Source organism: Pseudomonas fungipugnans (assembly GCF_029955235.1).
In the GTDB taxonomy this organism is placed as follows: Bacteria; Pseudomonadota; Gammaproteobacteria; order Pseudomonadales; family Pseudomonadaceae; genus Aquipseudomonas; species Aquipseudomonas fungipugnans.
Map to the genome: position 1 here is coordinate 2349091 of NZ_JARBWL010000002.1, position 13728 is coordinate 2362818.

General features: G+C 59.4%; 14 protein-coding genes. 1 reads left to right on the plus strand and 13 read right to left on the minus strand.

Annotation, left to right across the window (positions count from 1 at the left end; all coding sequences use genetic code 11):
* Positions 1-28 precede the first annotated feature (28 nt).
* The 11 genes from POF45_RS25855 to ccoN (POF45_RS25905) all read right to left on the minus strand — a co-directional run bounded on the left by POF45_RS25855 (position 29) and on the right by ccoN (POF45_RS25905) (position 10156).
* Complete coding sequence (locus tag POF45_RS25855; protein ID WP_259501459.1) at positions 29-565, minus strand: FixH family protein; 537 nt, start codon at positions 563-565, stop codon at positions 29-31.
* Between the two features lie 11 nt (positions 566-576).
* Entirely contained in the window at positions 577-1992 is a 1416-nt protein-coding gene (gene ccoG, locus POF45_RS25860; protein ID WP_282317022.1) for a cytochrome c oxidase accessory protein CcoG, read from the minus strand.
* A 292-nt stretch (positions 1993-2284) separates the two neighbouring features.
* Positions 2285-2482, minus strand: a complete 198-nt coding sequence (locus POF45_RS25865; protein WP_282317023.1) for a hypothetical protein — start codon at positions 2480-2482, stop codon at positions 2285-2287.
* Positions 2483-3257: 775 nt separating this feature from the next.
* The gene (ccoP, locus tag POF45_RS25870; protein ID WP_282317024.1) at positions 3258-4235 is read right to left on the minus strand and encodes a cytochrome-c oxidase, cbb3-type subunit III; all 978 of its coding nucleotides are present in this window, start codon (positions 4233-4235) and stop codon (positions 3258-3260) included.
* Positions 4232-4417, minus strand: a complete 186-nt coding sequence (locus POF45_RS25875) for a CcoQ/FixQ family Cbb3-type cytochrome c oxidase assembly chaperone (RefSeq protein WP_003175465.1) — start codon at positions 4415-4417, stop codon at positions 4232-4234. Before POF45_RS25875 ends, ccoP (POF45_RS25870) begins: the two co-directional genes overlap by 4 nt.
* 5 nt (positions 4418-4422) lie before the next feature.
* The gene (ccoO, locus tag POF45_RS25880) at positions 4423-5031 is read right to left on the minus strand and encodes a cytochrome-c oxidase, cbb3-type subunit II (protein ID WP_259501484.1); all 609 of its coding nucleotides are present in this window, start codon (positions 5029-5031) and stop codon (positions 4423-4425) included.
* Positions 5031-6473, minus strand: coding sequence for a cytochrome-c oxidase, cbb3-type subunit I (gene ccoN / locus POF45_RS25885; RefSeq protein ID WP_259501488.1), 1443 nt, complete (start codon positions 6471-6473; stop codon positions 5031-5033). The genes ccoO (POF45_RS25880) and ccoN (POF45_RS25885) overlap by 1 nt, the downstream gene beginning before the upstream one ends.
* A 482-nt stretch (positions 6474-6955) precedes the next feature.
* Positions 6956-7909, minus strand: coding sequence for a cytochrome-c oxidase, cbb3-type subunit III (gene ccoP / locus POF45_RS25890; protein WP_282317025.1), 954 nt, complete (start codon positions 7907-7909; stop codon positions 6956-6958).
* Positions 7906-8109, minus strand: coding sequence for a cbb3-type cytochrome oxidase subunit 3 (locus tag POF45_RS25895; RefSeq protein ID WP_282317026.1), 204 nt, complete (start codon positions 8107-8109; stop codon positions 7906-7908). Before POF45_RS25895 ends, ccoP (POF45_RS25890) begins: the two co-directional genes overlap by 4 nt.
* A 3-nt stretch (positions 8110-8112) precedes the next feature.
* A complete protein-coding gene (gene ccoO, locus POF45_RS25900) occupies positions 8113-8721 on the minus strand; it encodes a cytochrome-c oxidase, cbb3-type subunit II (RefSeq protein WP_259501501.1) in 609 nt (202 codons plus the stop codon).
* Between the two features lie 10 nt (positions 8722-8731).
* Positions 8732-10156 (minus strand): cytochrome-c oxidase, cbb3-type subunit I, encoded by a 1425-nt coding sequence (gene ccoN, locus POF45_RS25905; RefSeq protein ID WP_259501509.1) that lies wholly within the window; start codon positions 10154-10156, stop codon positions 8732-8734.
* A 109-nt stretch (positions 10157-10265) separates the two neighbouring features.
* Between ccoN (POF45_RS25905) and POF45_RS25910 the strand changes: the two genes are divergently transcribed.
* Positions 10266-10943 carry an alpha/beta family hydrolase gene (locus POF45_RS25910; RefSeq protein ID WP_282317027.1) on the plus strand — a complete coding sequence of 226 codons (678 nt, stop codon included), beginning with the start codon at positions 10266-10268 and terminating at the stop codon, positions 10941-10943.
* A 187-nt stretch (positions 10944-11130) separates the two neighbouring features.
* Here POF45_RS25910 and POF45_RS25915 read toward each other — a convergent pair whose 3' ends face one another.
* Complete coding sequence (locus POF45_RS25915; protein WP_282317028.1) at positions 11131-12696, minus strand: methyl-accepting chemotaxis protein; 1566 nt, start codon at positions 12694-12696, stop codon at positions 11131-11133.
* A 104-nt stretch (positions 12697-12800) separates the two neighbouring features.
* Complete coding sequence (locus tag POF45_RS25920) at positions 12801-13592, minus strand: CPBP family intramembrane glutamic endopeptidase (RefSeq protein ID WP_282317029.1); 792 nt, start codon at positions 13590-13592, stop codon at positions 12801-12803.
* Between the last annotated feature and the right edge of the window lie 136 nt (positions 13593-13728).

Genomic DNA, 13728 nt, shown 5'->3' on the forward strand with positions numbered 1-13728 from the left:
GCCCCCTCGTCACCGGGATCGCGGTGACTTATTTCATGTCTTCCGCGCCCTGCAGCGGCTCATCACCCAGCAGCAGATTCTTGTCATGGCTGACCTGTTCTTCCTCGAACATCCGCCAGATTTTCTCATCCTGCACGCCCAGCAGTTCGACAAAGCGGCGACCTTCAACCTTGTCGGTCAACTGGCCGATGTAGCGGCCTTGTTCGGTATCGCTGCGGGTCAGGGTGACCTTGCGGTCCTTCTCCGGCTGGGTCGGGGAAATCAGGTTCAGCTCCAGCGTCTGCGGCTGGCTGTTGCCGGTCAGGCGCAGGTCGACTTCGCCGGTCACCTCGTCCAGGTGCACATTGGCGTGCATTTGCAGGGTCTGGGCCAGCAGTTCGCGGTCCAGCGAACGGTTGATGCCTTTGCCGGCCTCGTAGTAATTGTCGTTGACCAGGTTGTCCGGGTTTTTCACCGCAATGGTCACCATGGACAGGGTCAGCGTGACCGAGCAGGTCAGGATGCCGATGATGATCCACGGCCATAGATGCTTGTACCAGGGGCTTGCGGCGTTTGCTGCGGGCATGTTCAGTTCTCTCAACGAATTTGTGGGCCGATGAATCGGCTCTTGGCTTCAACGTGGACGCTGTCGTCATCGGCATCCTTGAGGGTGAATTTCACCTCGTTGGTGCTTGATGGCAATTGCTCCGGTGCGCTGGACAGCTCCACCGGCTGGCTGAAAATTTCCCCGGCGGCGACCTTGATCTCGCGCTTGCCTTGTAGCTTGAGGTCCGGCAGGCCGCTGGCTTCCAGCACATAGGTATGGTCGCGCTGGTCCTTGTTCATGATCTTCAGGCTGTAGACGTTTTCGATCCGCCCTTCGGCGTTCTCGCGGTACAGCACGCGGTCCTTGCTGACATCGAAACCCACCAGTGAACGCATGAAGAACGCGGTTACCAGCAAGCCGATCATCGCCAGTAATACCAGCGCATAGCCGATCAGGCGTGGTCGCAGCTTATGGGTTTTCTGCCCGGACAAGTTGTGTTCGGTGGTGTAGCTGATCAACCCGCGAGGGTAGTTCATCTTGTCCATGATGCTGTCGCAGGCGTCGATGCACGCGGCGCAACCGATGCACTCGATTTGCAGGCCGTCGCGGATGTCGATGCCGGTCGGGCAGACCTGCACGCACATGGTGCAATCGATGCAGTCCCCCAGGCCCTGAGCCTTGTAGTCGACGCCTTTTTTGCGCGGGCCGCGGGATTCGCCACGACGCGGATCGTAGGAAACAATCAAGGTGTCCTTGTCGAACATCACGCTCTGGAAGCGCGCATACGGGCACATGTAGATGCACACCTGCTCGCGCAACCAGCCGGCGTTGCCGTAGGTGGCGAGGGTGAAGAAGCCGACCCAGAAATACGACCAGCCATCAGCTTGCCCGCTGAAAAAGTCGATCATCAATTCGCGGATGGGCGAGAAGTAACCGACGAAGGTCATGCCGGTGACGAAACCGATCAACAGCCACAGGCTGTGCTTGCCGAGTTTGCGCAGGAGTTTGTTGGCGCTCATTGGCGCCTTGTCGAGCTTGATGCGTTGGTTGCGGTCGCCTTCGGTGACTTTCTCGCACCACATGAAAATCCAGGTCCAGACGCTTTGTGGGCAGGTATAGCCGCACCACACGCGCCCGGCGTACACGGTAATGAAGAACAGGCCAAAGGCGCTGATGATCAGAAGGCCAGAGAGCAGAATGAAATCCTGCGGCCAGAAGGTCGCGCCAAAAATGAAGAATTTACGTTCCGGCAAGTTCCACCAGACGGCCTGATGGCCACCCCAGTTCAGCCATACCGTGCCGAAATACAGCAGAAACAAAGCAGCGCCGCCCATCATCCGCAGGTTGCGGAACAGACCAGTGAAAGCGCGGGTGTAGATTTTTTCTCGTGAGGCGTAAAGGTCGACGCTGTTATTCGCGTTTTTGGCAGGTGGGGTAACGTCGTGTACCGGAATCTGGTTGCTCATCATTGCATCCCACGGCAGTGGAAAAATGCCTCGGTCAGTACATGCCGACCGCGGTCAGAAAGAGGTGTTGCAGTGGCGCAATGATACGCCTGTCGCTCTATCTCAAGGGTGCGACCTTTGGTCGCGTTGGGTAAAAATTACCAATGGTGTAGCGAATGTAACAAAACATGATGCAGGTCAATTGACTATAGACGAACCGTTGTTCTCCCTGGCACTCCCTGCGCCCTACATCAGTGAAGTGAAGTGCAGTGCAGATGCGCTGCACTTCACGATTGCGAGGGTTAGTCCGGCTTCAAGGCAGTTTGCCGCTTCCCAGATTGTCCAGTCCGCCGCTGCCGCGTTTGTTATCCGTGTTGTTTTTGATATTCACGCCCTTGGAACGAGTTGTTGGATGAGGTGCCTTATTGGCAATTTCTTTCAGCGGCACATCTCCATCCTTTGCGGAATGTTGATGAGTATCGCTGTTGTCGTCGGTATTCTTGTTTGTCATGCCGTAACTTCCTTGTTTGTTGGGTAATATTTTGATTATTTCAGTGTGGTGCGTCAGGCCTTTATGTGTTTGCCATGTGCTGTGAATGAAACTATCACCGGGTGGAAGTTTGCGCTACCCGATACAAGTTTCAAGTTGTTAGGTGGGTTGGGTGGCAATAAAGTTTGCCAAGAGTGTCTTTGTGTTGTTTCGGATGATTGTCCAGTTTATATATTATTTAAGAAGGAGCTGTTTTTGGTTTGAACATCAATTTACATTGAGGATGGAGTTTTACGGCGTTTGGCGTTCGCAGGATATTCGGTTGTCTTGCCCTGCTGTCGCGGGTGTCAGCGACACGCAGCGGCTGATTCATCCCGGCACAGGCTCTTTGCTTCTGGTCCATGGTCCCCCTGTTTCCGAACACGCTTATATTCGGTCCGTTCTGTTTAAAGAGGGATTGTCTGTATGGGTTGGGTAGCCAGAATTGCGCCAACAATAGGGGGGCTGGTGTTCCGAAGTTGCGCGGCAGGCAGTGTTGTTGATTATAAAGAGTGCCACGGGGATAGCGTCGATCACCTTGATTTGCGCATCGGCGACGGTGCGCGGATTCATACGCGTTACAGTGGCAGCCTGCCTATTCAATCCGGGCCGGGGACGTCAATCTGGTGAAGAACAACAATGGCAGAAACACCCGCTGTTACAGGCAGTACCGGTGAAGTCCCTCTTAGTCAGTCGTCCATAAAAAAGGCCCTGCCAGTCAATGGCGGGGCCTTTTTTGTTGCTTCAAGCGTTTGCCTTACTGAGTGTCCGCTGCCTTCTCGCCATGAGACAGGCTGTAGACGTATGCGGCCAGCAGGTGAACCTTGTCGTTGCCTTGCAGTTGCTCCTGGGCAGGCATCTGGCCCTGACGGCCGTAACGGATGGTCTGCTGCAGTTGCGCGAAGCTCGAACCGTAGATGAACGCCGCCGGGTGAGTCAGGTTAGGCGCGCCCATCGCCGGGGTGCCTTTGCCTTCCGGACCGTGGCAGGCCACGCAGTTGCCGGCGAAGATCTTCTGGCCGGCAATCGGGTCAGCCTTGGTGCCTTCCGGCAGTTTGCGGCCGTCGAGGTTGGTCAGTACGAACGCAGCCACGTCCGCAACGCCTTGCTCACCGATCACTTCAGCCCAGGCCGGCATCACTGCGTGACGACCGCCCATGATCGTGGTCTTGATGGTTTCCGGCTCGCCGCCCCAGCGCCAGTCTTCGTCGGTCAGGTTAGGGAAGCCATACGCGCCCTTGGCGTCGGAGCCATGGCAGACCGAGCAGTTGGAGGCGAACAGGCGACCGCCCATCTTCAGGGCTTGCGGGTCCTTGGCGACCTCTTCGATCGGCATGGAGGCGAACTTGGCGAAGATCGGGCCGAACTTGGCGTCCGACCTGGCCATTTCCTTTTCCCACTCGTGAACACCGGTCCAGCCGGTCTGGCCGTTGGCGAACGCGGTCTGCTTGTCGTTATCGAGGTAGTTGTAACCCGGCAGCAGGCCTTTCCAGTTACCCAGGCCCGGGTACAGGACCAGGTAGCCAAGCGCGAAGATGATGGTGCCCACGAACAGCATGAACCACCATTTCGGCAGTGGGTTGTCGTACTCTTCGATCCCGTCGAAGGAGTGGCCAACCGTCTCTTCAGTCTGTTCGCTGCGCTGGCCCTTGCGGGTGGACAGCAGCAGCCAGGTCAGGGCGAAGATGGTGCCCAGACTGAGGACTGTGACGTACAGACTCCAGAACGTAGTCATTCTTTGTTACTCCTAGAAGCTTGCTCGACGTGCTTGATGGCTTCGGGATCATCCGCGAAGGGCAGCAAGGTCGCGTCTTCAAACTCCGACTTGCGCTTGGGGCTGAACACCCACAGCGCCAGACCGATGAAGGCCACCATCACAACAACGGTGCCCAGGCCACGAATCATCCCGATATCCATCCAGATCACCGTTTGCTTTTGATGATGGTGCCCAGGCCTTGCAGATAGGCCACCAGCGCGTCCATTTCGGTTTTGCCCTTCACGGCGTCCTTGGCTCCGGCGATGTCTTCGTCGGTGTAAGGGACGCCGAGCGTGCGCAAGACTTCCAGTTTCTTGGCGGTGTCTTTGCCGTCGAGCTTGTTTTCCACGAGGAACGGGTAGGCCGGCATTTTCGACTCAGGCACTACGTTGCGCGGGTTGTACAAGTGCGCACGCTGCCAGTCATCGGAGTAACGACCGCCGACACGGGCCAGGTCCGGACCGGTACGCTTGGAGCCCCACAGGAACGGGTGGTCCCAGACGCTTTCACCGGCAACCGAGTAGTGGCCATAGCGTTCGGTTTCAGCACGGAATGGACGGATCATCTGCGAGTGGCAGCCGACACAGCCGTTGGCGATGTAGACGTCGCGTCCTTCGACTTCAAGGGCGGGGCGCGGCTTCATGCCTTCGACCGGCTTGTTGGTGACGTCCTGGAAAAACAGTGGAACGATCTGGGTCAGGCCGCCGATGCTGACGGCGATAACCATGAAGAAGGCCAGCAGGCCGATATTCTTCTCGACTACTTCATGCTTCATCAGTGAGCTCCAACGACAGCGATCTGAGCGGCGGCTTCAGCTTCAGCCGGGTTCGAGGCACGTACGGTGCGGAACACGTTGTAAGCCATGAACAGCATGCCGCTGGCGAAGAACGCACCACCGATGGCGCGAACGATGTAGCCCGGGTGGCTGGCTTGCAGCGCTTCGACGAACGAGTAGGTGAGGGTGCCGTCATCGTTGATTGCACGCCACATCAGGCCCTGGGTGATGCCGTTGACCCACATCGAGGCGATGTACAGGACGGTACCGATGGTCGCGAGCCAGAAGTGCGTGTTGATCAGGCCGATGCTGTGCATCTGCGGACGACCAAATACCTTCGGAATCATGTGGTACAGCGCGCCGATGGAAATCATCGCCACCCAGCCCAGAGCGCCGGCGTGTACGTGGCCGATGGTCCAGTCGGTGTAGTGCGAGAGCGAGTTGACGGTCTTGATGGCCATCATCGGGCCTTCGAAGGTCGACATGCCGTAGAACGCCAGGGAGACGACCAGGAAGCGCAGGATCGGGTCGGTGCGCAGCTTATGCCAGGCGCCCGACAGGGTCATCATGCCGTTGATCATGCCGCCCCAGCTCGGAGCCAGCAGGATGATCGACATCGCCATGCCCAGCGACTGAGCCCAGTCCGGCAGCGCGGTGTAGTGCAGGTGGTGCGGACCGGCCCAGATGTACAGGGTGATCAGCGCCCAGAAGTGCACGATCGACAGGCGATAGGAGTAGATCGGACGCTCGGCCTGTTTCGGCACGAAGTAGTACATCATCCCCAGGAAGCCGGTGGTCAGGAAGAAACCCACGGCGTTGTGGCCGTACCACCACTGGATCATCGCATCAGTCGCACCGGCGTACGCCGAATAGGACTTGAAGAAGCTGACCGGCAGCGAGGCGTGGTTGACGATGTGCAGCATCGCCGTCACGACGATGAAGGCGCCGTAGAACCAGTTGCCGACATAGATGTGTTTGGTTTTGCGCTTGGTGATGGTGCCGAAGAACACCAGGCCGTAGGTGACCCAGACAATCGCCAGCAGAATAGCCAGGGGCCATTCCAGTTCAGCGTATTCCTTGGTGGTGGTGTAACCCAGCGGCAAGGTCACGATGGCGCCGACGATCACCGCTTGCCAACCCCAGAAGGTGAAGGCGGCGAGGCTGTCGGAAATCAGTCGCGTTTGGCAGGTTCGCTGCACGACGTAATAAGAAGTGGCAAACAATGCACATCCACCGAAGGCGAAAATCACCAGGTTTGTGTGCAGCGGGCGCAGGCGTCCAAAGCTCGTCCAGGGCAGACCGAAGTTCAATTCCGGCCAGACCAGTTGTGAGGCGATGAAGACACCGAGCCCCATGCCAAGGATCCCCCAGACCACCGTCATGATGGCGAACTGGCGGACTACCTTATAGTTATAAGCAGTCGGACTGATTGCTGTGCTCATTCTAAGGTTCCACGGTTTGGGTATTTTATTAGGAGTAAAAATCGGTCGCAAGTATGGAGAAAGCAGGGGGTCATTGCAACGCGCCATGACCTGGGTCAATGCTTTCCAGCGCTGATTCTGCGGCCTTTCCATGCGCCGCGTAAGGACAAAATTGCCCATGGACAAAATGTCGCAGCAGACGAAAAAGGTGAGGGGTTCAGGTCAGTTGTAACGGGGTGTGTTAAAACGCAACGATAAGGTGACCGATGGCAATTGGCACGACAGCCGGTATCTACCAGCCTTTGCGGCCTGTCATCGAGCAGATTCGTCGAACACATCGGCTAGGGTCGACCTGGAACCGGTACTTTGCCAGTCCGCATCGGGCAAGCGTAGACCCGATTCCGGGGAACCGAAAGGGAGAGTGATTGAGGGTGCGACAATGGGTCGCAAAGAAGCGGGAAACTGCCGCATCCCGAAGAATGCGGCAGCAGAGCGGTGAGTGATTATTCGTTTTTGCCTTCAGCCTGCAAGCGCTCGGTGCCGACACCGTGCGACAGGCTGTACACGTAGGCGGCCAGCAGTTGCACCTTGTCGTTGCCGAGCAATTCGTTCTGCGCCGGCATGTGGCCCTGACGGCCATGGCGAATGGTCTGTTGCAGTTGCGCCAGGCTTGTACCGTAGATGAAGCCGGCCGGGTGCGTCAGGTTCGGCGCGCCCATGGCTTCAGTGCCGTGGCCGTTCGGCCCGTGGCAGGCGATACACATTGTGCTGAAGGTTTGCTGTCCGGCTTGCAGGTCGGCGCTGCTGTCGGCTGGCAACGGCAGGCCGGCCAGTTCGTGACGCACATAAGCGGCGACGTTTTTCACCCCGGCGTCACCGAGCATTTCACCCCAGGCCGGCATCGCCGCCATACGACCACCCATGATGGTGGTCTTGATGGTGTCGGCATCGCCGCCCCAGCGCCAATCACTGTCCGCCAGGTTGGGGAAGCCGAAGGCGCCCTTGGCGTCGGAGCCGTGACACACTGCGCAGTTGGAGGCGAACAGCCGGCCGCCCATTTTCAACGCCTGCGGATCCTTGGCCACGTCTTCCACCGGCATGGCGGCGAACTTGGCGAAGATCGGCCCGAATCTGGCGTCGGCCTTGTCCATTTCCTTTTCCCATTCGTGGACGCCGGTCCAGCCGTCCTCGTAGCCCGGCAAGATGCCTTTCCAGTTGCCCAGGCCCGGGTAAAGGATCAGGTAACCCACGGCGAACACCAAGGTGCCGGCGAACAGCATGAACCACCATTGCGGCAGCGGGTTGTCGTACTCCTCGATGCCGTCGAAGCTGTGGCCCATGGTCTGGTCGACGCTGCCCTTGGTTTCGCCCTTGCGGGTGCCGATCAGCAGCCAGGTCAGGCCGATCAGGCTGCCGATGGTCAGGACACAGATCCAGGTACTCCAGAAGGTGGTCATGGCCGGGTACTCCTTGTTTCAGGTTCTTGGGTGTTGGCGTCCTCGGGTTGCGGTTCATCGGCGAACGGCAGCAGGCGCGCCTCGGCGAATGCCGTGCTGCGCTTGCCGTTGAACACCCAGATTGCCAGGCCGACGAAGGCCACGAACACCACGACCGTGCCGAGGCCGCGAATCATTCCACTGCTCATTTCAAAGACCATGGCTCACCTCTTGCTCTTGATGGCAGTGCCGAGCACTTGCAGGTAGGCGACCAGCGCGTCCATTTCGGTCTTGCCCTTGAGCGACTCGACCGAACCGGCGATATCGTCGTCGGTGTACGGCACGCCCAGGGTGCGCATCGCTCGCAGCTTGGTTTCGGTGTGGCTGCTGTCGAGCTGATTGGCGACCAGCCACGGGTAACCGGGCATTTTCGATTCCGGCACCACGTTGCGCGGGTTGTACAAGTGCGCGCGGTGCCAGTCTTCGGAGTAGCGACCGCCGACCCGTGCCAGGTCCGGCCCGGTGCGTTTCGAGCCCCAGAGGAACGGGTGATCCCAGACGCTTTCACCGGCGACCGAGTAGTGGCCATAGCGTTCGGTTTCGGCGCGAAATGGCCGGATCATCTGCGAGTGGCAGCCCACGCAGCCTTCGCGGATGTAGAGGTCACGACCTTCCAGTTGCAGCGCGGTGTAGGGCTTCATGCCTTCCACCGGTTTGTTGGTCACGTCCTGGAAGAACAGCGGGACGATCTGCGTCAGGCCGCCGATGCTCACGGCCAGAACCATCAGTAGCATCAACAGGCCGACGTTTTTCTCGATTGTTTCGTGTTTCATGGCGGACTCCTCAGGCCATCTGCGCGGCAGCGGCGGCTTCGGCAGGCTGCGAGGCCCGCACGGTGCGCCAAGTGTTGTAGGCCATCAGCAGCATGCCGCTGAAGAAGATCGCCCCGCCCACCAGTCGCACGACGAAGCCGGGGTGGCTGGCCACCAGGGTTTCGACGAAGGAGTAGGTCAGCGTGCCGTCTTCGTTGACTGCCCGCCACATCAGGCCCTGGGCGATGCCATTGACCCACATCGAGGCGATGTAGAGCACGGTGCCGATGGTGGCGAGCCAGAAGTGCGCGTTGATCAGGCCGATGCTGTGCATCTGCGGGCGACCGAAGATTTTCGGGATCATGTGGTACAGCGCGCCGATGGAAATCATCGCCACCCAGCCGAGTGCGCCGGCGTGTACGTGGCCGATGGTCCAGTCGGTGTAGTGGGAGAGGGCGTTGACGGTCTTGATCGCCATCATCGGGCCTTCGAAGGTCGACATGCCGTAGAACGCCAGCGACACCACCAGAAAGCGCAGGATCGGGTCGCTGCGCAACTTATGCCAGGCGCCCGAGAGCGTCATCATGCCGTTGATCATCCCGCCCCAACTCGGCGCCAGCAGGATCAGCGACATCACCATGCCCAGCGACTGAGCCCAGTCCGGCAGCGCGGTGTAGTGCAGGTGGTGCGGACCGGCCCAGATGTACAGGGTGATCAGCGCCCAGAAATGCACGATGGACAAGCGATAGGAATACACCGGACGCTCGGCCTGTTTCGGCACGAAGTAGTACATCATTCCGAGGAAGCCGGCGGTGAGAAAAAAGCCCACGGCGTTGTGGCCGTACCACCATTGCACCATGGCGTCGGTGGCGCCGCCGTACAGCGAGTAGGATTTGTTCCAGCTGACCGGGATTTCCAGGTTATTGACGATGTGCAGGATCGCCACGGTGATGATGAACGCACCGAAGAACCAGTTGCCGACGTAGATGTGCTTGGTGTTGCGCTTGGCTAGCGTGCCGAAGAACACGATGGCGTAGGCGACCCAGACAATGGTGATCAGGATGTCGATCGGCCATTCCAGTTCGGCGTATTCCTTGGAACTGGTGTAGCCCAGTGGCAGGCTGATGGCCGCCAGCACGATCACCAACTGCCAGCCCCAGAAGCAGAACTGCGCGATTTTTGGCGCGAACAATTGCGTCTGGCAGGTGCGTTGCACCGAATAGAACGAACTGGCGAACAGGGCGCAACCGCCGAACGCGAAAATCACCGCGTTGGTGTGCAACGGGCGCAGACGGCCGAAGCTGGTCCACGGCAGATTGAAATTGAGTTCGGGCCAGACCAACTGGGCAGCGAGAAAAACCCCGAGCCCCATGCCGACGATGCCCCACACCACCGTCATAATGGCGAATTGGCGGACCACCTTGTAGTTGTAGGCGGTACTGATAGAAGTGTTCATGGTTCCCCATCCACGGTTCAGCCGAAGTGAAGGCCTGTCTTTGCGAGTAAGCCGCAAGGCAGACGCTCCCTTCGCCTGGAGTTATAGGCAGACTAAAAGCGAGGCAAGCATGGACAAACAGCACAAGGCCAGTATTGACGGGGATCAATGGGCGCAGTGCGTACGCGATCATGGATGGCTGTGGGACGCCGCTTCAGCGCCGGCTTCGGCGACCCTGATCCTGGCGCACGGTGCCGGCGCGCCGATGGACAGTGCCTGGATGAACGACATGGCTGCGCGCCTCGTGGCACAAGGCGTCAACGTGTTGCGTTTCGAGTTTCCGTACATGGCTCAGCGGCGGATCGACGGAGTCAAGCGCCCGCCCAACCCGGCGCCGAAACTGCTCGAATGCTGGCGCGAGGTACATGCCGTGGTGCGACGTCATGTCACTGGGCCGTTGGCCATTGGCGGCAAGTCCATGGGCGGGCGAATGGCCAGTTCGCTGGCGGACGAGTTGGGGGCGGATGCGCTGGTGTGCCTGGGGTATCCGTTTTATGCGGTGGGCAAACCGGAAAAGCCGCGGGTCGAACATCTGGCGGCGCTGACAACCCGGACGCTGATTGTGCAGGGTGAGCGCGATGCGTTGGGCAATCGCGATGCGGTCGAGGCGTATGCGTTGTCGCCGAGCATCGAAGTGTTCTGGCTGGTGGCGGGGGATCATGATTTGAAGCCGTTGAAGGCTTCGGGGTTTACGCATGAGCAGCATCTGGCGGCTGCGGCAGGCAAGGTCGCGGCGTTTCTGCAATAAGTTTTGTAGCCGCAGTCAGGGCCTCATCGCGAGCAAGCTCGCTCCCACAGTTGATTGGGGGTGATGCAGAGATCCCTATGAGAGCGAGCCTGCTCGCGAAAGCAATCTACCAGGCAACATCAGGTTCAGAATGACCATAAAAAACCCGGAAGTTTTCACTGTCCGGGTTTTTGTCTTTCAACAGCTATCAGCGGTTAAACCGCTCCACCAACGAATACTGGGTATTCGCGGTCTTGGTCAGCTCTTCACTCAACAATGCCGAGTTATGCGCCTGTTCCGAGGTCTGATCGGCCAGTTGCGAGATGTTGCTGATGTTGCGGCTGATCTCCTCGGCCACCGAGCTTTGCTCCTCGGTCGCTGCGGCGATCTGCGTGGTCATGTCGGTGATGTGCGCCACCGCTTCGCTGATGCCGATCAGTGCCTGATCCGCCTCCAGCACTCGCGCCACACCTTCTTCCGCCTGGCGGTGCCCGGCGTCCATGGTTTGCACGGCGGTATTGGCCGTCTGTTGCAGCTTGGCGATCAGGGCATGGATCTGCCCGGTGGACTCGCTGGTGCGTTGGGCCAGTTGCCGCACTTCATCGGCCACCACCGCAAAACCACGCCCCATCTCGCCGGCACGGGCCGCTTCGATGGCGGCGTTCAAGGCCAGCAGGTTGGTCTGGTCGGCGATGCCTTTGATCACATCGACCACGCCACCGATTTCGTCGCTGTCCTTGGCCAGTTGCGTCACGGTCAGGCCGGTTTCACCGACCACCACCGACAGACGCTGAATGGCTTCACGGGTTTCACCGGCAATGTCACGACCGCGACCGGTCAGGCGATTGGCTTCCTGAGTCGCGTCGGCGGTGCGCTGCACGTGGCTGGCGACTTCCTGCGTGGTAGCGGCCATCTGGTTGACGGCCGTGGCCACTTGTTCGGTTTCGACGCGCTGACGTTCCAGGCCACTGGAGCTGTTGTGGGCCAGGGTGTCGGACTGCCGCGCTTGCTCGGTCAGGTGCTCGGCGGTGTCCTGCAGACGGGTCAGGCAGGTTTTCAGGCGGGCTTCCTGGCTGAGAATCGACATCTCCAGTCGCGCCTGGGCGCCACGGCTGTCGGTGTACATCTGCGCGATCAGCGGGTCGGAGGTGGTTTGTCCGGCCAACACCAGCAGGCGCTTGAGGCCGCGCTGTTGCCAGCTCAAACCCATCAGGCCCAGCGGCACCGACAGACCGGCCGCCAATGCAAACCCCCAATGGGAGTTCAGCGAAGCGCCGATCATGAAGCTCAGTTGGCTGACCAGAATGAACGGCAGCCAGTCCTGCAGCACCGGCAGCCATTTATCGGTTGAAGGAATCGCCGACTTGCCCTGGTTGATGCGTTGGTAGAGCGCTTCGGCACGGCGGATCTGTTCGGCGGTGGGTTTGATCCGCACCGACTCGTAACCGATGACCTGATTGCCTTCGAAAACCGGTGTGACATAGGCGTTGACCCAGTAGTGATCACCGGTCTTGCAGCGATTCTTGACAATGCCCATCCATGGCAAGCCTTGTTTCAATGTGCCCCACATATGCGCGAACACCGCCGCCGGGACGTCAGGGTGACGAACCAGGTTGTGCGGCGCACGGATCAACTCTTCACGGGAAAACCCACTGATTTCAACAAACGCGTCGTTGCAGTAAGTGATCACGCCTTTGGCGTCGGTTGTGGAAATCAACCGTTGCTGAGCCGGGAAGGTCCGTTCGCGTTGTGTAATGGGCTGGTTATTACGCATGGCTTTTTCAATCCGCAAGGCTTTGAGAGGTTGTCGGCGTCGTCAGGAATAAATTGAAATAATTTTTCAATAAATCAGCGGTCCGTCGCAAAACGGCCGTTGCCTCAGCTGGCAAGCATCGGGTAGGTGAACAGGGCGAAGTGCAGCAGATTCAGGCCGAAATGGGTGGCAATGGCCGCCCCCAGCCCGCCGAAACGGTAGGCCAGACCATAGCCGACACCTGCCAGCCCTGCCAGCAACGTCCATTGCCATCCAGCGCCCATGTGCACCAGGCCGAACAACAGCGAGGCCAGCAACAGTGCGAGGTTTTCGCCGTAGGGCAGGTGCTTGAAATACCGGCTCAGGCCGCCCTGGACATAGCCGCGAAACAGCGCTTCCTCGACCAGGGTCACCAGCAGCAAGTTGTTCAGCACCCATAGCCAGGTCTGATCCGGCCATTTCGGTGCCCAACTGATCATGCCCAGCAGCAATGCGCCGCCCAGGGCCAGTACCGAACTGACGGCCAGGGCCATGGCCGTGGCATAAACCGACAGCCGCAGTGAGCGCCGGGCGACAATCCAGGGGCAGACCAGCAGCAGCCAGAAGCCGATCAGGGGCTTGTCGAGGTTCAGGTACATCGCGAACGGTACGGCGTCGGCAGTGAAGCGTTGCGCGGCGATGGCCCGGCCGTTGTGGAAACCGGGAAGCCAGTGCATGGCCAGGGCCAGCGCCAGGAAAATGAACAGGCCGTGACCGAGGTAGCGACCGAGCTGCACCTGTTGTTGGCGTACGGCATAGCCGGCAAACAGCAACAGCCCGATAGAAATGGCGGCCAGCCAGCCGAGATGGCCGTAGATCAGCGCCAGGGCATAGCCGATGGAGAGAAGTGCCAGGTGGATCCATGGCAGAGCGAGCATAAAAGAGTCCTTTGAGGCTGAAGTGCTTTTGTGGCGAGGGAGCTTGCTCCCGCTGGGTTGCGAAGCGGCCCAAAACCCTGTGATGACAGTGATTTGCATTGGCTGGATTTGCGCCTGCTTCGCAGTCGAGCGGGAG